Genomic DNA, 21415 nt, shown 5'->3' with positions numbered 1-21415 from the left:
GCGCACGTGGATCACGTGGATCACGTGGATCACATGCATCACATGGATCGAGTCAATCGAGTCGATCACGTCGATCCGAACACCGGAGGTGCGTGCATAAGTCCAAGTACTTCGTTACCTTACCTAACTCTTGACGCTTTCTTGACGCTTCTCAGGCCAAGATCGAGCACTGGTCCATCCGGGTACCCGACTCCGCGTCAAGGTGCGGCGGGCCCTGCGCCTATGGTTGCTCCAGCACTCCAGGACCGCCTGCCGCTCGCGTTAGGACAGCAAGGACAGCGATGCCCCCGAACACCACCGCATCTTCCGGCCAGAAGCCCGGCAAGTCCGGCAGGAAGAAGGGGCGCAAAGCCCGACTGGTCCTTATCGTCCTGGTTCTTGCTGTGATCGGAGGCGTCGCCTGCGGCGGCTACTGGGGCGTCAGCACCGTCCGAGCCTCCTTCCCGCAGACCGAGGGTTCCCTCACGCTCGACGGGCTCTCGGGGTCCGTGGAGGTCAAGCGGGACAGCTACGGGATCCCACAGGTCTACGCCTCGTCCGACGAGGACCTGTTCATGGCGCAGGGCTTCGTCCAGGCGCAGGACCGGTTCTACGAGATGGATGTGCGCCGCCACATGACCTCGGGCCGGCTGTCCGAGATGTTCGGCAAGAGCCAGGTCAAGAACGACGAATTCCTGCGCACGCTGGGCTGGGACCGGGTCGCCAAGAAGGAGTACGACACGAAGCTGTCGGCCTCCACGAAGAAGTACCTCCAGGCGTACGCCAAGGGAGTCAACGCCTACCTGAAGGGCAAGGACGGCGAGGACATCTCCCTGGAGTACGCGGCCCTTGGTTTCAGCAACGACTACGCGCCCACGGAGTGGACCCCGGTCGACTCCGTGGCCTGGCTCAAGGCGATGGCCTGGGACCTGCGCGGCAATATGCAGGACGAGATCGACCGGTCCCTGATGACCAGCCGCCTCGGCCCGAAGCAGATCGAAGACCTGTACCCGAAGTACCCGTACAGCCGGAACGCGACGATCGTCCAGGAGGGCGAGTACGACAACGTCACGCAGTCGTACGTCCAGGGAAGCGGCACGACCGGCACGACGGAGTCCGCGTCCACGGCGGGCACCGGGCTCGCGGGCGACACCACGGCGCCCTCCGACCTGCAGAGCCAGCTCTCGGGGCTCTACGACGTCCTCGACGACGTGCCCACGGCCGTCGGTGTGAACGGCAACGGCATCGGCTCCAATTCGTGGGTCGTCGGCGGCGCCCACACCATCACCGGCAAGCCGCTGCTGGCCAACGACCCGCACCTGTCGGCCTCGCTGCCCTCGGTCTGGTACCAGATGGGCCTGCACTGCACCACCGTCTCCGCCAAGTGCCAGTACGACGTCTCGGGCTACACCTTCGCGGGCATGCCCGGCGTGATAATCGGCCACAACGCGGACATCTCCTGGGGCATGACCAACTCGGGGGTCGACGTCACCGACCTCTACCTGGAGAAGATCACCGGCGACGGCTACCAGTACGACGGCAAGGTGCTGCCCTTCACCACCCGCAAGGAAACGATCAAGATCGCGGGCGGCGGGAGCAAGACGATCGTCGTCCGCGAGACCAACAGCGGACCCCTGCTGTCCGACCGCGACGACGAACTGGTCAAGGTCGGCAAGAAGGCCACCGTCGACACCGCGGCGCCCGACCGCGGCGACGGCTACGGCATCTCGCTGCGCTGGACCGCCCTGGAACCGGGCAATTCCATGGACGCCGTCTTCGAGATGGACAAGGCGTCGAACTGGACCGAGTTCCGCGAGGCGTCCGCCTCCTTCGACGTGCCCTCGCAGAACCTGATCTACGCCGACACCAAGAACAACATCGGCTACCAGCTGCCCGGCAGGATCCCGACCCGCGCGAACGGCTACGACGGCAAGCTCCCGGCGCCCGGCTGGGACTCCAAGTACGAGTGGACCGGTTACATCAAGCAGGCCGAGCTGCCCTACGAGTACAACCCTGAGCGCGGCTACATCGTCACCGCCAACCAGGCCGTGGTCGACGAGGACGAGTACCCCTACACGCTCACCACGGACTGGGGCTACGGAACCCGCAGTCAGCGGATCACCGACCTGATCGAGTCGAAGATCAAGGGCGACGGCAAGATCTCGACCGACGACATGCGTCAGATGCAGCTCGACAACAGCAGCGAGATCGCCAAGCTGATCGTGCCCAAGCTGCTCAAGATCGACGTCGCCGACAAGAACGTCCGCCAGACGCAGAAGCTGCTCGAGGGCTGGGACTACACCCAGGACGCCGACTCCGCGGCGGCCGCGTACTTCAACGCGACCTGGCGCAACATCCTCAAGCTCGCCTTCGGCAACAAGCTGCCCAAGGAGCTGCGGGTCAAGGGCCAGTGTCTGTACGTCGACCCGGTCGACACCACGGGTCCGGTGGACGAGGACCAGTCGGTGCGCGAATGCGGTCAGCGCGACGCGGACCAGGCGCAACCGGACGGCGGCGACCGCTGGTTCGAGGTGATCCGCAAGATCATCGACGACGAGGACAACGACTGGTGGAAGGCGCCCAAGACGCGCCTCGACAAGGCGACCGACACCCGTGACGAGCTGTTCGCACGGGCCATGAAGGACGCCCGCTGGGAGCTGACCGCCAAGCTCGGCAAGGACATGGACACCTGGAGCTGGGGCCGGCTGCACCGCCTGTTCCTGAAGAACCAGACCCTGGGCACCAGCGGTCCCGACGTCCTGCAGTACATGCTCAACCGCGGCCCCTGGAAGCTCAGTGGCGGCGAGGCGACGGTCAACGCGACCGGCTGGAACGCCGCGGGCGGCTACGAGGTGGTCTGGGTGCCCTCCATGCGGATGGTGGTCAACCTCGACGACCTCGACAAGTCCAAGTGGATCAACCTCTCCGGAGCCTCCGGGCACGCCTACAGCGCCCACTACACCGACCAGACGGACAAATGGGCCAAGGGTGAACTGCTGTCGTGGTCCTTCTCGAAGAAGGCGGTCGACGACAGCACGAGCGACACGTTGGTGCTGGAGCCGTGAGCCACTGACGGCGGCATGTGAAAGGGCCCTCCACGCGCGCGTGGAGGGCCCTTTCGCGCACCCGGGCCCGTCAGCGGAACCGCCGCACTCCCGAGGGCGTCACCACCGCGCGCACCGGGCGGTCGTGCGGCTCGTCGGGAACGCGCTCGACGACCTCCGCGTCGTACAGGAGCACCACCAGCGCGGGATCGGCCCCCGCGCGCTCCAGACGGGTCAGCACACGGTCGTACGAGCCGCCGCCGCGGCCGAGGCGCATCCCGCGCCGGTCCACCGCCAGACCGGGCAGCAGGACGACGTCGGCCTCCTGGACCGCCTCGGGGCCGAGCCGCTCGCCCGCGGGCTCCAAGAGGGCCATCCTTCCGGCGTGTTGGACGCCCGTGAGGGAACCTTCTCCGGCGTACACGCCCCAGTTCAGATCGTTGTCCGCCATGAGGACGGGCAGCAGTACGCGTACGCCCCGCGCGTGGAGTGCGTTCAGGAGCGCGAGGGTTCCCGGCTCGCTCCCGACGGAGACGTACGCTGCCACCGTGCGCGCGTGCGCCAGCTCGGGCAGTTCCAGGGCGCGCACGGCGAGAGCCGCGGCGGTTTCCCGCAGGTCACCGGGCGTCAACCTGCTTCTCACCGAGAGGAATCCTCGCCGCAACATTCGCTTGTCAGGCTCTGTTTCACGTCCGACGTGGCCCACAAGACGCTCCCGTGTCGTTGCTTATGCGGTCATATGAGAGTTATTTAACGGGAGTGACAGATTCCGCTCATAGCGACCGGATATGGTTACCGCCATGACTGAGTCGCATCCCAGGATCAGCAAGGCTGTCATTCCCGCAGCGGGCCTCGGCACCCGGTTTCTGCCGGCCACCAAAGCCACTCCCAAGGAGATGCTGCCGGTCGTGGACAAGCCGGCGATCCAGTACGTCGTCGAAGAGGCTGTGTCGGCGGGCCTCGACGACGTCCTGATGATCACAGGCCGCAACAAGCGCCCCCTCGAGGACCACTTCGACCGTAACTACGAGCTCGAATCGGCCCTCCAGAAGAAGGGCGACGCCGACCGCCTCGCCAAGGTCCAGGAGTCCAGCGACCTCGCCACCATGCACTACGTGCGCCAGGGCGACCCCAGGGGTCTCGGCCACGCCGTGCTGTGCGCCGCCCCGCACGTCGGCCACGAGCCCTTCGCGGTGCTCCTCGGCGACGACCTGATCGACCCGCGCGACCCCCTGCTGGCCCGCATGGTCCAGGTCCAGGAGCAGCACGGCGGCAGCGTCATCGCGCTGATGGAGGTCGAGCCCGAGCAGATCCACCTCTACGGCTCCGCCGCCGTCGAGGCCACCGACGAGGGCGACCTGGTCAAGGTGACGGGCCTGGTCGAGAAGCCGGACCCGGCGGACGCGCCCAGCAACTACGCGATCATCGGACGCTACGTCCTCGACCCGCGCATCTTCGACATCCTGCGCAAGACGGAGCCGGGCCGCGGTGGCGAGATCCAGCTCACCGACGCTCTCCAGCAGCTCGCCGCGGACGAGAAGGTCGGCGGCCCCATCCACGGCGTCGTCTTCAAGGGTCGCCGCTATGACACCGGCGACCGCGGCGACTACCTGCGTGCCATTGTCAGACTCGCATGCGAACGTGAAGACCTGGGCCCGGACTTCCGGACCTGGCTTCGCAGTTACGTAGCCGAGGAGATGTAGCGATTTGAGCAGCGCCGCGACCCGCGTCACCGGCCAGGACCACCTCTGGTCGGTGACCGAGCACCTGGAGGACATCCTCGCGACCGTCCGCCCGCTCGAACCCATCGAGCTGCAACTCCTCGACGCCCAGGGCTGCGTCCTGGTCGAGGACGTCACGGTGCCGGTCTCACTGCCGCCGTTCGACAACAGCTCGATGGACGGGTACGCGGTCCGGGTCGCCGATGTCGCGGGCGCGAGCCAGAAGTACCCGGCCGTCCTCACGGTCGTCGGCGATGTCGCGGCCGGCCAGGCCGAGCAGCCCTCCGTGGGCCCCGGCCAGGCCGCCCGCATCATGACCGGCGCTCCGCTGCCGCCCGGCGCCGAGGCCGTCGTCCCGGTGGAGTGGACCGACGGCGGCCTGGGCGAGGGTCCGGTCTCGGGGATGCGCGCCCACAGCGCCGCCCCCGAGGGTGCCGCCGGTCAGGTGCACGTGCACCGCCCGGCCGAGGCGCGCGCGCACGTGCGTGCGATGGGCAGCGATGTGAAGGCCGGCGACCGCGCCCTCGAAGCGGGCACCGTCCTCGGTCCGCCGCAGATCGGCCTGCTCGCCGCGATCGGCCGCGGCACCGTGCGCGTGCGCCCGCGCCCGCGCGTGGTCGTCCTGTCCACCGGCAGCGAACTGGTCCAGCCCGACGAGCCGCTCGGTACCGGCCAGATCTACGATTCCAACAGCTTCGCCCTCTGCGCAGCCGCCCGCGACGCCGGAGCCATCGCCTACCGCGTGGGCGCGGTCTCCGACGACGCCGAGACCCTCCGTTCCACCATCGAGGACCAGCTCATCCGCGCGGACCTGCTGGTCACGACGGGCGGCGTGAGCGTCGGCGCGTACGACGTCGTCAAGGAAGCCCTGTCCTCCGTGGGCGACGAGGACGAGCCGGGCAGCGGCATCGAGTTCCGCAAGCTCGCCATGCAGCCCGGCAAGCCGCAGGGCTTCGGCTCCATCGGCCCCGAGCACACCCCGCTGCTCGCGCTCCCGGGCAACCCCGTGTCGTCGTACGTCTCCTTCGAGTTGTTCGTCCGCCCCGCGATCCGCACCCTGATGGGTCTGGACGACGTCCACCGGCCCACGACCGGCGCGATCCTGGAGACGGACAAGGCACTGACCTCGCCGGCGGGCCGCAGACAGTTCCTTCGGGGGAGGTACGCCGACGGAAAGGTGACGCCGGTCGGCGGCGCCGGATCCCACCTGGTCGCCGCCCTCGCCCAGGCCGACGCGTTGATCGTCGTCCCCGAGGACACCACCTCGGTGGAGTCCGGCACCGAGGTCGAGGTGGTCCTGCTCGGCTGAGCACCCCCGGTTGGCGGTAGCGTGTCGCGCACAACAGGCCCGACCGGGAGCGCAGCAGCACATGACCGTTCCATCCCGGGGGGAGACCCCCGGACCCTCCGCGCAGGACCGACTGACCCATGTCGACGAGGCGGGCGCCGCCCGCATGGTCGATGTATCGGGCAAGGACGTGACCGCGCGCACCGCCCGCGCCAGCGGCCGTGTCCTGGTCTCTCCCCGTGTGGTCGAGCTGCTGCGCGGCGAGGGGGTCCCCAAGGGCGACGCCCTGGCCACCGCGCGCATCGCGGGCATCATGGGCGCCAAGCGCACGCCGGACCTGATCCCGCTCTGCCACCCGTTGTCGGTGTCGGGTGTCAAGATTGATCTGTCGGTCGCGGACGACGCCGTCGAGATCCTGGCCACCGTGAAGACCACCGACCGCACGGGCGTCGAGATGGAGGCCCTCACCGCGGTCAGCGTGGCGGCCCTCACCGTGATCGACATGGTCAAGGCGGTCGACAAGGGAGCGGTCATCACGGACGTACGCGTCGAGGAGAAGACGGGCGGAAAGTCGGGCGACTGGAGCCGGGCATGACGCCGTCGTCTTATCGCGCACTGGTGATCACCGCCTCCAACAGGGCCGCCGCGGGCGTCTACGAGGACAAGGGGGGGCCCTTGATCGCCCAGGGGCTCACGGCGTGCGGCTTCACGGTCGACGGCCCGCGGGTCGTCCCCGACGGTGACCCGGTGGAGGCGGCGCTGCGCACGGGCGTCGAGGCCGGGTACGACGTCATCGTGACGACGGGTGGTACGGGGATCTCGCCCACCGACCGGACCCCGGAAGCGACGCGGCGCGTGCTCGATCACGAGGTGCCGGGCATTCCCGAGGCCATCAGGGCGTTCGGAAGAGAGAAGGTGCCGACGGCGGCGCTGTCCCGGGGGCTCGCCGGAGTCGCGGGACGGACGTTGATCGTCAACCTGCCGGGTTCGACCGGCGGGGTGAGGGACGGTCTGGCCGTCCTGGAGCCCCTCCTGATCCACGCCGTCGACCAGATCCGCGGCGGCGATCACCCCAGACCCAGCGGCAGTGGGGGTGCGAGCTGAACAGCCCAGCCTGGCCCGTCGAACTGGTGGACGGCGACGTCGTCCTCCGGCCCATAAAGGTGCGCGATCAGCGGGCCTGGCGTGAGGTGAACCGGCGCAACCGGGACTGGCTGCGGCCCTGGGAGGCGACGATCCCGCCGCCCACCCCCAGCGGCCCGATCGCGCACCGGCCGACCTACCGCCAGATGGTCCGGCACCTGCGCGCCGAGGCCAACGCGGGCCGGATGCTGCCCTTCGTGATCGAGTACCAGGGGCGGCTGGTCGGACAGCTGACGGTCGCCGGGATCACCTGGGGATCCATGTGTTCGGGGCACATCGGCTACTGGGTGGACCAGTCGGTGGCGGGCCGCGGGGTGATGCCGACGGCCGTGGCGCTGGCGACCGACCACTGCTTCCGCGCGGTCGGACTGCACCGCATCGAGGTCTGTATTCGCCCGGAGAACAGGCCCAGCCGCCGGGTCGTGGAGAAACTCGGATTCCGCGAGGAAGGGCTGCGTCCACGTTATCTTCACATTGACGGCGCCTGGCGGGACCATCTCGTCTTCGCGCTCACCGCCGAAGAGGTGCCGGACGGGTTGCTCGGACGGTGGCGGCGGGCACGATCGGAGCGGACGCGCTCCGATCAGGCAGGGTCGGAGCGGGCTGGGTCGCAGAACCCGAGCAAGCCCGGCAACGCCAATAAATGAAATAGATGTTCGAAAATGATCGAGATGGCGATCACCTCGGAGCGTCTTGGGTGCATCTCGGTGGCATCTCGAGGCATTAAATTCGCGGTCCCGGTGGCCTGCTGATCGCGTCGGTCACAAAAAAAGCTCGAAATATCAGCCAGATCGTGCGACACACCGGCCCAATTGGCAGATGGCCTCACGCAAACCCCTCTACCGTGTGAGGCGTGAGCAGCAGCGGCCTCATCTACGCAGTCATCGTCGGGGCCTGGGCCGCCTACTTGGTGCCTATGTGGCTCCGTAGGCAGGACGAGCTGAACGAAGCCCGTCCGACGGAACGCTTCAGCACCGCCATCCGGCTGCTGTCCGGACGGGCGGGAATGGAGCGCCGGTACGCCAAGGACCTGCGGGCGCGCTCCACCGAAGAGGGGGAGCACAGCGCCGATCGGGACGGCGTCACCGATTCGGTGGACGTCCGGGCCTTCGCCATGCCTCCGGTCCGGCAGCAGACCAAGGCCCAACTCCCGCCGCCCGCCCAGCCGGAGCCACAGCAGGCGCCGCAGGCCGCCGTCCGGCAGGGCGCGCAGCAGGGCTTCTCGGCGAGTTCCCCGACGGGTTCTTCGGCGGGTTCGCCGATCGGTTCTCCTGCCGGTTCCCCCATGGGGTCTTCGGCCGGTTCCCCCGTCGGCTCTTCGAGAGGCGCCGAGCCGGTGCCGCAGGAGTCGGCCAAGTCGGCGCCCAGGTCCGTACCCAAACCTGGGCCCAACTCGTCGGGTAAGTCCGCGGGCTCGCAGGTTCCGGCTCCGCGGGGAGCTTCCGCGGCGGAGGCCGCGGCGCGCGCCCAGCGCTCGAAGGTGCTCGCGCGTCGACGGCGTACGACCGTGATGCTCTTCCTGGCCTTCACGTTCGGTGCGATCGTGGCGGCCGTCGGGGGGCTCGCCTTCCTGTGGGCGCCCGGTGTGCCCGCCGTGATGCTGAGCTCGTACATCGTCTATCTGCGTGCCCAGGAGCGACGCCGCTTCACGTACACCATGGACCGGCGGCGGGCCGAGGCCGCGGCGCAGCGACTGCGGGAGCGGCAGCCGCGCCGGCGATCGACCCTCGACCCGGGCGCCGACGAGCCGGACGACGGCCCCGAGCCGGAGACCGACGGCGGGCTGTCCGCGCTCGCGGCCGACCGCCGCGCCCTCGTCGAGCAGACCGATCACGCCGAGTGGGTCGACCAGCAGCGCGAGCGGCAGCGGGGCCCCGGCCGGGGTGACAGCTGGGACCCGGTGCCGGTTCCGCTGCCGACGTACGTGACCGCGCCGGTCGCGCCCCGGGCCACCTCCAGCGTCGACCTGGGGGCGCCGGACGCGTGGAGTTCCGCGCGCTCCAGTGCCGTCGAGCCGAGCGAGCCGGAGGCGGACCTTGCCGCCGAGGAGGGGCCCGATGCCGACGAGGAGGGCGAGATCGCGGACGACGGTCGCAGCGACGCCCGGCGCGCCGCGTCCGCCCGGCGCGCCCGCGAGCGTGGTCGCACCCCGCTGTTCGACCAGTACGACGACGGAGGGCGGCCGCGTGCGGCCAACGAATGACCACCCGCTGACCACCCGCTCGGGACCCCCGGCTGACCTGCCAGGAACGGATTTCCGAGCAGCGGGACGGGGATGCTAGAGTTTCACTCGTTGCAAGGGCCTGTGGCGCAGTCCGGTAGCGCACCTCGTTCGCATCGAGGGGGCCAGGGGTTCAAATCCCCTCAGGTCCACCGCAACGACTGTTCTTGAGTCAGCTCGAGAATGGTTGACAAGATCCCGTCCGATCTGATTGATCGGGCGGGATCTTTGTGTTGGGTGAACCAGCGGACCAGCGAACCGCTGACGCGTCATCGGCTGAGCCCCACTTGAGCCCCGGTCGGGAAACACCGGGGCTTCACCTCACCTCCTGGCCTACTGGAAGGTGATGTCGGACTCGGCGAAGACGCAGTTCGTGCCGTCGGCGTCGGAGCCGAGTTCGGTCGGTTCGCCTTCGGTGACGCCCTCGAACTTCTGGCAAGGGACGATCTCTCGAGTGACGGCTCCGATCAACCAGAGCGTCGCTGATGAGCTGAGGTTCCCTGGGCGATCCTGGGTTTTCCTGGATGCGGGGAAGCGGTCCGTCGTGCTGGGCGGGGTGTGGATGCCTGCCGGTGGACCGTGGACCGTGGACCGTGGGCCGTCGCCGCCGGGTGCGGTGCGGGTGCTCATCGTGTGCGGTACCTGCCGCCTGTAACGCTGCTGGCTGCGGCGATTCGGAGGCTGCGGTATCCGCCCCGCCGGACGCTTTCCGCTCCGGTGTGGACCCGGGCGGGGCGGGGACCCCGCGTCGCTTTCCTGGGCACGGGGCGGATTCTCAAGGAGACCGGAATCGTGATTGCTGCTCCCACCGGCCTCGCAGTGACACGCACCCGGGCGCACCACCATGCTCCTGCACCTCACAGACGCACAGTCACCGGAAAGTGCCACAAAAACCTCATCACACCACATTGAGCACCACCCCGTGATACCCAGTCGCACCAAGGATGCACAGGCCATCAGGAGCACTGCGCACGAGCCTGCCGCGGCGCTTTCGGTGGGGGTTGGGTGCGCTGGATCGACTGACCATCTGGGATCACCTCATGGTGTGTGCACGATCGGCATTGCACGCTCGTAATGCGTCGGATGTAATGCGTACGGATGTAATGCGTACGGATGTCCGCTACAGCCGGGGTGTGCTTTCCCGGCTGATTCACACAGGCACATACGGTGCCGGAGAGGTGGCTGTTCAACCCGTGTCAGAGCCGCGGGGACGAAACAGCGCCGCCGGGTGAAAGGGAATGAAACGGTGCCGTCGGGACAAAAGGCAGGAGCCCCGCGACCGGCTGGCGCGGGGCTCCTTGGGTACTGCTATCCGTTCCGGATCAAGACATGAGGCTCATGGAGCCGCAGGCTTAGATCGGGGTGACGTTCTCCGCCTGCGGGCCCTTCGGACCCTGCGTGACGTCGAAGGAAACCGACTGGTTCTCTTCGAGAGAGCGGAAACCGCTCGCGTTGATCGCGGAGTAGTGGACGAAGACGTCCGGGCCGCCGCCTTCCTGGGCGATGAAACCAAAGCCCTTTTCGGCGTTGAACCACTTCACGGTTCCGGTAGCCATAAGCCCTCCTTGGGCCCAAAGGGTTGCCCTGCTCCAGAACCTGCGATTGTCTAAACAACTGCATACGTCTGAAAACGACGAGAGCCCGCGGTCACATGCTCCGCAGGCTCTGTACTGCAAGGGAAACCAAACTGCAACTTGCGGCGAGCTTAGCACCCGGGCAGCCGAAAGCAATAGAGGGCAAGATCACGTCACTCGGATGTTTGACCCTGCCGGGGTGTGGGTTGACGAGGTGAGGTCACAAGAGGTGACAAAGTCGTGTCGTGAGGGTTGACACAAGCGGTCGGAGTGCTTTCCAGAACCACTCCGGACCCTGAGCTCTGCACGGTACCCCATGGGGGCTAGCCTCGCGATGTGGACAATTCACGCAACCGGCCGCGCGTCGGCCACATCCAGTTCCTGAACTGCCTGCCCCTCTACTGGGGGCTCGCAAGAACGGGCACGCTTCTCGACTTCGAGCTCACCAAGGACACCCCGGAGAAGCTCAGCGAGAAGCTCGTGCAGGGCGACCTCGACATCGGGCCCATCACCCTCGTCGAGTTCCTCAAGCACGCGGACGAGCTGGTCGCCTTCCCTGACATCGCCGTCGGCTGCGACGGTCCGGTGATGTCCTGTGTGATCGTCTCGCAGGTCCCGCTGGACCAGCTGGACGGCGCCAGGGTCGCCCTCGGCTCTACCTCTCGTACGTCCGTTCGGCTCGCGCAGCTGCTGCTGGCCGAGAGCGTGGGCGTCCAGCCGTCGTACTACACCTGCCCGCCCGACCTCAGCCTGATGATGCAGGAGGCCGAGGCCGCGGTACTCATCGGTGACGCGGCGCTTCGGGCCAATCTGTTCGACGGGCCGAAGTTCGGTCTGCAGGTGCACGACCTCGGCTCCCTGTGGAAGGAGTGGACGGGGCTGCCGTTCGTCTTCGCCGTGTGGGCCGCCCGACGTGACTATCTGGAGCGGGAGCCGGTCGTCACCCGCAAGGTGCACGAGGCCTTCCTGGCGTCCCGGGATCTCTCGCTGGACGAGGTCGGCAAGGTCGCCGAGCAGGCCGCCCGCTGGGAGGCCTTCGACGAGCGGATTCTGGAGCAGTACTTCACCACGCTCGACTTCCGCTTCGGCGGCCCGCAGCTGGCGGCGGTGGGGGAGTTCGCGCGGCGGGTCGGCTCGACCACCGGGTTTCCGGCGGATGTGAAGGTGCGGCTGCTGGAGTCCTGAGGCTCGGGGCGCGTACGGCACTACTCTGCTGGGCAGTGCGTGGAGTGCGTACGGGGGAGGTGTGAGCGTCATGCAGCCGCTCGGAGTCGACGAGCCCACTGTCGTGGGGCCCTACCGGCTGCTCGGCCGGCTGGGCTCCGGCGGCATGGGGCGGGTGTATCTGGGCCGTAGCGCGGGCGGCCGTACGGTCGCGGTCAAGATCGTGCACCCGCACTTCGCGCTCGACGAGGAGTTCCGCGCCCGCTTCCGCCGTGAGGTCGAGGCCGCTCGGCGGGTGGGCGGCGCGTGGACGGCGCCGGTCCTGGACGCGGACCCGGAGGCATCGGTGCCGTGGGTCGCGACGGGGTACGCGGCCGGCCCCTCGCTCGCGGCCGCCGTCGCGGACGGCGGCCCGCTGCCGCTCCCTTCCGTACGAGTCCTGGGCGCGGGCCTCGCCGAGGCGCTCTCGGCGGTCCACGCGCTGGGTCTGGTCCACCGGGACGTCAAGCCGTCCAACGTCCTGCTGACCCTCGACGGCCCCTTGTTGATCGACTTCGGCATCGCGCGGGCGACGGACGGCACGGCTTCGCTCACCTCGACGGGCGTCTCCGTCGGATCCCCGGGCTACATGTCGCCCGAGCAGATCCTCGGCCAGGGGGTCACGGGGGCGGCGGACGTCTTCTCGCTGGGCGCGGTGCTGGTGTACGCGGCGACGGGTGAGTCCCCGTTCTCCGGTGACTCCTCGGCTGCCCTCCTCTACAAGGTGGTGCACGAGGAGCCCCGACTCGGCTCCCTGGAGGGCGGGTTGCGGGATCTCGTGTCGGCGTGCCTGGCGAAGGAACCGGTCGGGCGGCCGACTCCGGGTGAGGCGGCCGCGCGGCTGGCTCCCGAGGGCGCGGCCCGGCTGGTGACGGCGGGATGGCTGCCGGGAGCCCTGGTGGAGCAGGTGAGCCGAAGTGCCGTACAGCTGCTGAACCTTGAGGCGACGGAGGCGGCGCCCTCGGGTCCGGTGGGATTCAGCAGCCCTTCGGTGGGCCCGAATTCCGGCGCGGAGGTGCCGGCGTCCGGTTCCGGCGCGGGCGTGCCGGTGTCCGGCGGGGTGTTCGGGCCGCCGCCCGCGATGCCGACGTATGGGCCGGGGCAGCAGTCGACATACGTGCCGGGGCAGCAGTCGACATACGTGCCGGGGCAGCAGTCGGTATACGTGCCGGGGCAGCAGCCGACCTACATGCCGGGGCAGGGTGAGGCGCGGGCCGAGCCTCAGGACATGGTGCCCCCGCCCGTCGACCGCCCCGGCAAGCTCTCCGTCAGTGTGGCCGCGACCTCGGCCCCCGGGAGGAACGGCCGTGGTCGCAAGCTGAGTTGTACGGTCGCGCTGGCCGTCGCCGGAGCGCTGGCGGCGGTCACGGTGGGCTCGGCGTTCGTGTTCGACCTGATGCCCGGGGGCGACGACAACGACGCGGCTTCCAGTGGCTCCGACTCCGCGGCGAGTCCCCCTCCGGCGGCGACACCGAGCGCGTCCGAGCCGGTGGACGCGGAGCCCGGTTCCGTGCCGGCGAAGTACCTCGGCACATGGGAGGGCGACGCCTTCGCCCTGGACGGCAAGCTGCCCGCGGGCACCTTCCGGGTCACCCTGCACCGGGCCGCCGTGGGCAAGGAGGTGGGTACGTTCCGGTCGACCGACCTGATCGGCGGCGTCTGCGACGACGTACTCGTCCTGAAGAAGGTCACCGAGAAACAGCTCACCGCGACGAGCATCGCCGACGAGTCCAACCCCGGCACGTGCACCACCGGCAGACACGAGGTGCGGCTGATTCCCGTCGGGGCCGAACTCACGTACGAGACGGACAATTCGGAGGCGGGGGATCCGGTGGCTCGGATGGCGAAGATCAAGTAGTCGGGGGCTCGGCCGGTTTCCGGACGGCGGAGCGCCTGACGAGTACGGCGATCAGAGCCGCGCCGAGAAGCAGCGTCGAGCCCAGCCCCAGGGCCCAGACGTACGGATACTCCTCGTGGACCCAGCAGGGGCCGCCCCTGCTGTAGCACTCGTAGTCGCGGTGGCGCTTGGGCCGCCAGGTCGCGAGGATCCTCCCCGGCGACAAGCTGACGGCGGTGGACGTGGAGACCGGCAAGCCCCGTTGGACGCTGTCGCCCAACGGCCGCCGCGGCTTCCACAACCCCACGGTCATCGACGGCGTCGTGTACGTCAGCGACTACGACCACGGCGTCTGGGCCCTCCACGTCAGCACCGGCAGGAAGATCTGGCTCAGCGGCGACGACGAGATCGACGAGGCCGCGACGACGTTCCTGCGGGCCGGGCAGAACCTGTACGCGGCCACGGACATGGACGGCGGCGGCGTCTGCGCCCTGACGGCGAGGACCGGAAAGCTGCGCTGGGTCTACAACGACCAGAAGGATCCCGGCGAGCCCTGGCAGGTGGCCATCTCCGGCAACCGCCTTCTGACGACCCATGGTTACGAGATCCACGCACTGCCCGCGGTGTGAGGCGGCTGCGTAGGGTGGGCCCGTGGATCCCGACCTCTGGCTGACCGCCGTCGCCGCCCTCTGGGGCGCGACGGTGGGGCTGCTGGTGCCGCGGGCCGCGTACCGGTTCGCGGTGGAACCGGACGAGACCTGGCGGGACCGGTGCCCGGACGGTCATCCGATCACCGGCATCGCGCGAGGCTGGCTCGGACTCGCCGGGTGCGTCGAGTGCGCCGACTCCGTCCGGATATCCGCCCCATCCGGCGTATCCAGTACATCTCGCACTCCCGGTGCATTCCGTATTTTCGGTATGTTCCGTACATCTCGTACGCCGCCGTACGGACCCGGCACCCCCCGTACCGCCCTCACGACCGCCCTCGTCTGCGCCGGTCTGGCCCTCGCCACCGGCACCCGCCCCGAACTCGGCGTCTGGCTGCTGCTCGCGCCCCTCGGCCTGCTGCTCGCTGTCGTGGACTTCAGGGTGCAGCGGTTGCCCGATGCGCTGACTCTGCCGCTCGCGGTCGGCGCGCTCGGGCTGCTCGGGGTGGTCGCCGCCGTGCCCGAGCACGCGGGGGACTGGCCGACCGCGCTGTTCGGAGCACTCGGCCTCGGCGGCGCGTACTTCCTTCTCTTTCTCATCAACCCGAACGGGATGGGGTTCGGGGACGTGAAGCTCGCGCCGGGGCTCGGGGCCGTGCTCGGCTGGTACGGGTGGGGGACCGTCGTGCTGGGGACCTTCGCGGGGTTTCTGTTCGGGGGGCTGTACGGGCTGGGGCTCGTCATCGCGCGGCGAGCCGGGCGCAAGACGTCCATCCCCTTCGGGCCGTTCCTGATCGCGGGCGCGTATGTCGGGCTGCTGATCGGGGCGTTCGCGGCCTGACGTCGGGCTCAGAGCAGGGCTGGCGTAGGCTGGCAAGGTCCGTCCACACCCCTATGAAAGGGACGCTCCCGGTGACCGAGAAGGCCGACCTTCAGTCCGTCCTCGACCGTGCCGCCGCGGGTGGGCGGATCACCCCCGAAGAGGCGCTCGACCTCTACCGCGACGCCCCGCTGCACGCGCTCGGCGCCGCCGCCGACGCCGTACGCAAGGCGAAGTACGCGGGCACCGAGCACATCGCCACGTACATCATCGAGCGCAACATCAACTACACGAACGTGTGTGTCACGGCGTGCAAGTTCTGCGCTTTCTACGCCGCCCCGAAGGACACCGCCAAGGGCTGGACCCGCGACCTCGACGACATCCTGCGCCGCTGCGCCGAGACCGTCGAGCTCGGTGGTACGCAGATCATGTTCCAGGGCGGGCACCACCCGGACTTCGGCGTCGAGTACTACGAGAAGCACTTCGGCGCGATCAAGGCCGCTTACCCGCAGCTCGTCATCCACTCGCTGGGGGCGAGCGAGGTCGAGCACATGGCCCGCATCTCCAAGGTGAGCGTGGAGGAGGCGATCCAGCGCATCCACACCGCCGGTCTCGACTCCTTCGCGGGCGCGGGCGCTGAGCTCCTGCCCGAGCGGCCGCGCAAGGCGATCGCTCCCCTCAAGGAGTCCGGCGAGCGCTGGCTGGAGATCATGGAGACCGCGCACGGGCTGGGCGTCGAGTCGACCTCCACCATGCTCATGGGCACCGGCGAGACCAACGCCGAGCGCATCGAGCACCTGCGGATGATCCGTGACGTACAGGACCGGACGGGCGGCTTCCGCGCCTTCATCCCGTACACCTACCAGCCCGAGAACAACCACCTCAAGGGCCGCACCCAGGCCACGCTGTTCGAGTATCTGCGGATGATCGCGATCGCCCGCCTCTTCCTCGACAACGTCGCCCACATCCAGGGCTCCTGGCTGACCACCGGCAAGGAGGTCGGCCAACTCTCGCTGCACTACGGCGCGGACGACCTCGGCTCGATCATGCTGGAGGAGAACGTCGTCTCCTCGGCGGGCGCCAAGCACCGTTCCAACCGGCTGGAGATCATCGACCTCATCCGCAAGGCGGGCCGCGTCCCGGCCCAGCGGACCACGACGTACGAGCACCTTGTCGTCCACGACGACCCGGCGAACGACCCGGTCGACGAGCGGGTCATGTCGCACATCTCGTCGACCGCGATCGAGGGTGGCACCGCGCACCCCGAGCTGAAGCTGCTGACCTCCAACTAGCGCCGTCGTGCTGACGATTCACGCCGCAGACGAGCTACGGGTCACCGGGGACGCCGAGCCGGTGAAGGAGGGCGCGGTCGCCGTCGACGGGGACCGCGTCGCGGGCTTCGGGCCGCTCGCCGAGCTGGTGGAGCGGTTTCCGGGCGCGCGGCTGCGACGCTGGCCCGGCGTGCTCGGGCCGGCGCTCGTCCACGAGGGGGCCCTGCCCGAGGCGCCGAGCCCTCGAGAGCGTGTCCACGCCGTACTGAAACTGGGCGCCACCGCCGTACTGGCGGAACACGCCGACACGGCCGACCTCCGAGCGGCGGCTTCCCGTAACGAGGTTGCTGTACTTCCTCGTACAGGAATGCCGATGATCACCGAAACGGCCCGCGCCGACCTGGCCGTTTTCGACCAGGACGGCACGTGCATTGCGACGGTGTGCGCAGGCCGCTTGGTACACAGACGCCGCTGAGCTCATTCACGCTCGTCCGCTGCGGCGATCCTTTTCAGGTGCGCGGGGCTGTGCCATGTGCGGGCTCCGCCGAGTGCGCGACAAGCCCCCACGGCCCGCAGTTTTCATCCGGCCAACGCTTCCGCAAACGCCCCCGAACTCTGCTTCACCCCACTGCAATTGGTTGCCGCATTGTCCGAATCCGCATCGTCACTCGAACACTGCTGATCACGGAACGTCGACCACATGGAAACCCACGCGATCTTCTTCTTTTCGGCGAACTCCCGCACCTGAGCCGCGTCCGAGAGGGTGAACGTCTCGCCCGCCACGTCGTTGTCGCCGATCATCGAGGTCAGCGCGAGCCCCTGCCACGCACCGTCGCTCGACAGCCCGAAGACGTCCTCCAACTGGTCGTGGGTCGCCTCGGCTGAGGTCTCCGCATAGTCACCCATGTCACCGCTGTACGACGTGCCGTAGTTCATCGTCATGATGTTGACGGTGGAGACCGCCACGGAGTTGTCGTTGGCGGACTCCAGCAGCGCCAGGCTGTCGGCGTCGAGTCCGGACGGCATGACCGGCAGTGTGAAGGAGACCTTCAGGTCGCTGCGTTCCTTCTGGAGCAGCGCGATCGCCTCGGAGCGCAGCGCGACCGAGTCGGAGTCGGTCAGCGTGTCGCCCTCGATGTCGAAGTCCGCCTGGGTGGATCCGGCGGCGTCGAGCGCCTCGCCGTAGGCCTCGGCGAGCGCGCTCGCGCTGTCGCAGGTCTCGGCCAGCTCCTTGCCGGACGCCCCGCCGAACGAGACGCGCACGCTCGCGCCGGACTCTTTGAGCGCCGAGATCCGGGATGTCACCGCGGCCTTGTCGATGGTCTCCGTCCCGTTCCACTTGGGCGTGCAGTCGCTGCCGTCCGAGATTACGAAGGCCAGGTTGTAGGTGGTCGGGGACCCGGTCGCGTCCGTGGCGGAGGCGGCCGTGGCGCTCACGTAGGGCGCGTACGAGGTGGTGGACGTGGCCTCGGTCTCGGACGGGGCGGCACTCGTCTGCGGGGTCTGTGCGGGCGCCGCGTCCGAGGCGTCGTCACCACCGGAGGAGCACCCCGCACAGGCCAGGGCCACCAGGCAGACGAGGCCGGCGGCCGGCTTCAGGAAACTCCTCATTGCGCATGCACCCGCTCTCGTGATTTCTGTCTCAGGACGGAAACAAAGTGCGATTCCGGAGTTCAAAGGTGGCACATTCGGTGTTGATTCAGGAACACAGGAAATGCATAGAAAGTGCATAGGGGAGGGGTGCTGAATCGGGTAAGTCGGGCGTAAAAATGGTGCATAAGGTCTGTATGTGTCGGCCCCGAGCTGCGTGGAAGATCGAGAATTCTCTCAGGATACGGACAGGTTGGGCCAAGTTTCATGGGCGCCTCACATGAGAACCAGAGAATTGGCCACATAAAGGCGTCCTAATATCCGGGGAATGCAATCCGAGTCAGCCATCGAAAACCGCGCCCAAGTGCGCGGCCGCCGCCGCAAACGCGGCAACGGGTCCGGGGATGGGCCCGTGTTCGTTGACAGCTCCGGGCGCAGAGCACGTCTCCTGCGCCGAGTCGGCATGCTCTTCGGCGCCGTGTGCCTCGGCTACGCGGTCGTCCTCGGCATGGCCTTCATGGGCGTGGGCACCTCGCTCACCCCGAACTCGCTGATCCCGTTCGGCGGCGGCCAGGCCGGCTCCGCCCCCCGAGGCAACCTCCAGCCGCAGGGCGGCGTGGCCACCACCGGCAGGCCCACCGGCAACCCGCCGTCGGGCATGCCCACCGGCGAGGCCCCCTCCTCGGCTCCCTCTGCGTCCGCCTCCACCGGCGCCAACTGACCGGAACGGACCCACCCACATGACTTCGACGACGCCCTCGCGCGGCCGCCGGCGTGCCCCCTCCAAGATGGAGCGGGCGGCGGGCAGGGCCGCGGCGCTGCAGAAACCCCGTGTGATCCTCGCCCTGCTGCTCCTGCTGGGACTCACCAGCGTGATGCTGCTCGACGGCTATCTGCGCTCCGAGATCGGCAATGACTCTCGGGTGCGCGACGGCGCCGCCTACGACAAGGTGCCGGAGAAAATCCTCGACGGCGGTCCTCTCCTGACCTTCAACAACGGCACGGCGAAGACGCAGTCCGTACCGGAGAAGACCATCGTGCTCACCTTCGACGACGGTCCGACCGGGGATTGGACTCCCAAGATCCTCAAGGTCCTCGAGGACAACGACATCGAAGCCACGTTCTTCATGGTCGGCTCGATGGTCTCCCGCTACCCGAGTGTCGTGAAGGACCTGGTGGACCAGGGCAACGAGGTCGGCATCCACACCTTCACGCACGTCGACCTCTCCTACCAGGGCGTAGGGCGGCTGAAGCGTGAGCTGACGCAGACGCAGCTCGCGCTGGCCGGTGCGGCGGGGGTCACGACCACGCTGTTCCGCGCCCCGTACTCGTCGGAGATCAACGCGGTCGACAACTACAGCTGGCCGGTCTACCAGGACATCGGCGACCTGGGCTACGTCAGCGTCTTCGTCGACACCGACAGTGACGACTGGAAGAAGCCGGGCGTTTCGAAGATCGTCAAGTGGGCCACCCCGAAGAACAACGAGGGCGCCGTCGTCCTCATGCACGACGCGGGCGGTGACCGTTCGCAGACGGTCAAGGCGCTCGACACGTACATCAAGAAGATGAAGAAGAAGGGTTACTCCTTCACCACGGTCAGCGGCGCGATGGCGAAGCTGAACCAGGGCCAGAACGGCCGACCGGGCGGAAACACCGGTTCCGGGCAGACCGTCGAGGCCGGGGCCGCGCCGACCGGTGTTCCGGGTGGGCAGTCGGGTGGCACGCAGTCCGGGCCCGGCTCGACCGACGCCGCCAACGTGAACGTCGAGCAGTCCGGCCAGTCGAAGGCGACCGGCGCGACGCTGTACGAGGGCAAGGCCCTCATCTACGCGGTCGCGGTCGCCGAGTGGGTCCTGCCGGTGCTGTCCTGGCTGCTGTTCGTCGTCGGCGTGTCCGTCATGGGCCGGTTCGGGCTGATGCTGGTCCTCGCCCGCCGCCACTACAGACAGCGCAACAAAAAGCGCGGCAAGGGCGGGAAATTCAGCTGGGGGCCGACGGTCACCAGGCCGGTGACCGTGATCGTGCCCGCGTACAACGAGAAGGAGTGCATCGCCAACACGATCGACTCCCTGACGCGGTCCACCCATCCGATCGAGATCATCGTCGTCGACGACGGTTCGACGGACGGCACGTCGGAGATCGTCGAGGCGATGGGCATCCCGAACGTCCGCGTCATCCGCCAGGAGAACGCGGGCAAGCCGGCCGCACTCAACAACGGTGTGCGCAACGCCAGCTACGACATCGTCGTGATGATGGACGGCGACACCGTCTTCGAGCCGGACGCCGTGCACCAACTCGTGCAGCCGTTCGCGGACCCGGAGATCGGTGCGGTCGCGGGCAACGCCAAGGTCGGCAACCGCAACACCATCATCGGCGCCTGGCAGCACATCGAGTACGTGATGGGCTTCAACCTCGACCGTCGCATGTACGACCTGCTGCGCTGCATGCCCACCATCCCGGGCGCGATCGGCGCGTTCCGCCGGGACGCGGTGCTCGAGGTCGGCGGCATGAGCGAGGACACGCTTGCCGAGGACACCGACATCACCATCGCCATGCACCGCGCGGGCTGGCGGGTCGTCTACCAGGAGCACGCCAAGGCCTGGACGGAGGCGCCCGGTTCGCTCAAGCAGCTGTGGTCGCAGCGCTATCGCTGGTCGTACGGCACGATGCAGGCGCTGTGGAAGCACCGCAAGTCCCTGACGGACAAGGGTCCGTCCGGCCGCTTCGGTCGCGTCGGTATGCCGCTTGTGGTCATCTTCCAGATCATCACGCCGGTTCTCGCGCCGCTCATCGACGTGTTCACCATCTACTCGATGATCTTCGTCGACTTCTGGGCCTCGCTGCTGGCCTGGCTTGCGGTGCTGGTCGTCCAACTCGTCTGCGCGGCCTACGCGTTCCGGCTCGACCGGGAGAAGTACCGCTACCTCGCGATGCTGCCGCTCCAGCAACTCGCGTACCGCCAGATGATGTACCTCGTCCTGATCCACTCCTCCGTCACGGCTCTCACCGGCGGCCGCCTCCGCTGGCAGAAGCTCAAGCGCACGGGCGAGGTCGGGACTCCGGCAGGAGTGAGCTGA

20 protein-coding genes and 1 tRNA gene are annotated in these 21415 nt (G+C 68.6%); 16 read left to right on the top strand and 5 right to left on the bottom strand.

From position 1 onward, the window contains the following. Positions 1-281: 281 nt before the first annotated feature. Complete coding sequence (locus ACX28W_RS17420) at positions 282-3044, top strand: penicillin acylase family protein (RefSeq protein ID WP_458999872.1); 2763 nt, start codon at positions 282-284, stop codon at positions 3042-3044. A gap of 70 nt (positions 3045-3114) precedes the next feature. On the opposite strand, the gene ACX28W_RS17415 is transcribed toward ACX28W_RS17420, so the two are convergent. After that, positions 3115-3690: a 5-formyltetrahydrofolate cyclo-ligase gene (locus ACX28W_RS17415; protein ID WP_458999871.1), complete on the bottom strand. Its 576-nt coding sequence runs from the start codon at positions 3688-3690 to the stop codon at positions 3115-3117. Between the two features lie 133 nt (positions 3691-3823). On the opposite strand from ACX28W_RS17415, the gene galU reads away from it, so the two are divergent. The 7 genes from galU to ACX28W_RS17380 all read left to right on the top strand — a co-directional run bounded on the left by galU (position 3824) and on the right by ACX28W_RS17380 (position 9548). Further along, complete coding sequence (gene galU / locus ACX28W_RS17410) at positions 3824-4726, top strand: UTP--glucose-1-phosphate uridylyltransferase GalU (protein ID WP_458999870.1); 903 nt, start codon at positions 3824-3826, stop codon at positions 4724-4726. Between the two features lie 4 nt (positions 4727-4730). Beyond that, a complete protein-coding gene (glp, locus tag ACX28W_RS17405) occupies positions 4731-6053 on the top strand; it encodes a molybdotransferase-like divisome protein Glp (RefSeq protein WP_458999869.1) in 1323 nt (440 codons plus the stop codon). Positions 6054-6114: 61 nt separating this feature from the next. After that, the gene (gene moaC / locus ACX28W_RS17400) at positions 6115-6627 is read left to right on the top strand and encodes a cyclic pyranopterin monophosphate synthase MoaC (RefSeq protein ID WP_458999868.1); all 513 of its coding nucleotides are present in this window, start codon (positions 6115-6117) and stop codon (positions 6625-6627) included. Beyond that, on the top strand, positions 6624-7136 hold the full coding sequence (locus ACX28W_RS17395) for a MogA/MoaB family molybdenum cofactor biosynthesis protein (protein ID WP_458999867.1): 513 nt from the start codon (positions 6624-6626) through the stop codon (positions 7134-7136). Before moaC ends, ACX28W_RS17395 begins: the two co-directional genes overlap by 4 nt. A 26-nt stretch (positions 7137-7162) precedes the next feature. Continuing rightward, positions 7163-7822, top strand: coding sequence for a GNAT family N-acetyltransferase (locus tag ACX28W_RS17390; protein WP_458999866.1), 660 nt, complete (start codon positions 7163-7165; stop codon positions 7820-7822). Between the two features lie 206 nt (positions 7823-8028). Then, a complete protein-coding gene (gene sepX / locus ACX28W_RS17385; protein ID WP_458999865.1) occupies positions 8029-9378 on the top strand; it encodes a divisome protein SepX/GlpR in 1350 nt (449 codons plus the stop codon). Positions 9379-9474: 96 nt separating this feature from the next. After that, positions 9475-9548, top strand: a tRNA-Ala gene (locus ACX28W_RS17380). Positions 9549-9729: 181 nt separating this feature from the next. On the opposite strand, the gene ACX28W_RS17375 is transcribed toward ACX28W_RS17380, so the two are convergent. Together ACX28W_RS17375 and ACX28W_RS17370 are read right to left on the bottom strand one after the other, a co-directional pair. Next, positions 9730-10026: a hypothetical protein gene (locus ACX28W_RS17375; protein ID WP_458999864.1), complete on the bottom strand. Its 297-nt coding sequence runs from the start codon at positions 10024-10026 to the stop codon at positions 9730-9732. 722 nt (positions 10027-10748) lie between these two features. Then, positions 10749-10952 (bottom strand): cold-shock protein, encoded by a 204-nt coding sequence (locus tag ACX28W_RS17370; protein ID WP_028805073.1) that lies wholly within the window; start codon positions 10950-10952, stop codon positions 10749-10751. A gap of 354 nt (positions 10953-11306) precedes the next feature. On the opposite strand from ACX28W_RS17370, the gene ACX28W_RS17365 reads away from it, so the two are divergent. Both ACX28W_RS17365 and ACX28W_RS17360 read left to right on the top strand, forming a co-directional pair. Then, the gene (locus ACX28W_RS17365) at positions 11307-12155 is read left to right on the top strand and encodes a menaquinone biosynthetic enzyme MqnA/MqnD family protein (RefSeq protein WP_458999863.1); all 849 of its coding nucleotides are present in this window, start codon (positions 11307-11309) and stop codon (positions 12153-12155) included. Positions 12156-12225: 70 nt separating this feature from the next. Beyond that, the gene (locus tag ACX28W_RS17360) at positions 12226-14031 is read left to right on the top strand and encodes a serine/threonine-protein kinase (protein WP_458999862.1); all 1806 of its coding nucleotides are present in this window, start codon (positions 12226-12228) and stop codon (positions 14029-14031) included. On the opposite strand, the gene ACX28W_RS17355 is transcribed toward ACX28W_RS17360, so the two are convergent. Beyond that, positions 14024-14236, bottom strand: a complete 213-nt coding sequence (locus ACX28W_RS17355; RefSeq protein ID WP_458999861.1) for a hypothetical protein — start codon at positions 14234-14236, stop codon at positions 14024-14026. The two genes, ACX28W_RS17360 and ACX28W_RS17355, sit on opposite strands and share 8 nt — an antisense overlap. Positions 14237-14246: 10 nt before the next feature. Between ACX28W_RS17355 and ACX28W_RS17350 the strand changes: the two genes are divergently transcribed. From ACX28W_RS17350 to ACX28W_RS17335, 4 genes are all read left to right on the top strand, one after another. After that, the gene (locus ACX28W_RS17350) at positions 14247-14639 is read left to right on the top strand and encodes an outer membrane protein assembly factor BamB family protein (RefSeq protein ID WP_458999860.1); all 393 of its coding nucleotides are present in this window, start codon (positions 14247-14249) and stop codon (positions 14637-14639) included. A gap of 22 nt (positions 14640-14661) precedes the next feature. Further along, positions 14662-15498, top strand: coding sequence for a prepilin peptidase (locus ACX28W_RS17345; RefSeq protein WP_458999859.1), 837 nt, complete (start codon positions 14662-14664; stop codon positions 15496-15498). A 71-nt stretch (positions 15499-15569) separates the two neighbouring features. Continuing rightward, complete coding sequence (gene mqnC, locus ACX28W_RS17340) at positions 15570-16769, top strand: cyclic dehypoxanthinyl futalosine synthase (protein WP_458999857.1); 1200 nt, start codon at positions 15570-15572, stop codon at positions 16767-16769. 7 nt (positions 16770-16776) lie between these two features. Then, positions 16777-17223 (top strand): imidazolonepropionase-like domain-containing protein, encoded by a 447-nt coding sequence (locus tag ACX28W_RS17335; protein WP_458999855.1) that lies wholly within the window; start codon positions 16777-16779, stop codon positions 17221-17223. Between the two features lie 104 nt (positions 17224-17327). Here the strand turns inward: ACX28W_RS17335 and ACX28W_RS17330 are convergent, their stop codons facing one another. Beyond that, positions 17328-18359 (bottom strand): chitinase, encoded by a 1032-nt coding sequence (locus ACX28W_RS17330; protein WP_458999854.1) that lies wholly within the window; start codon positions 18357-18359, stop codon positions 17328-17330. 391 nt (positions 18360-18750) lie between these two features. Between ACX28W_RS17330 and ACX28W_RS17325 the strand changes: the two genes are divergently transcribed. Beyond that, positions 18751-19059 carry a hypothetical protein gene (locus ACX28W_RS17325; RefSeq protein WP_458999853.1) on the top strand — a complete coding sequence of 103 codons (309 nt, stop codon included), beginning with the start codon at positions 18751-18753 and terminating at the stop codon, positions 19057-19059. Between the two features lie 19 nt (positions 19060-19078). After that, positions 19079-21415 (top strand): bifunctional polysaccharide deacetylase/glycosyltransferase family 2 protein, encoded by a 2337-nt coding sequence (locus ACX28W_RS17320; RefSeq protein ID WP_458999852.1) that lies wholly within the window; start codon positions 19079-19081, stop codon positions 21413-21415.

It is taken from the genome of Streptomyces sp. SD15 (assembly GCF_054462255.1).
The sequence above is the reverse complement of the archived record's forward strand: the minus strand, read 5'-3'. Positions and strand labels throughout refer to the sequence as shown.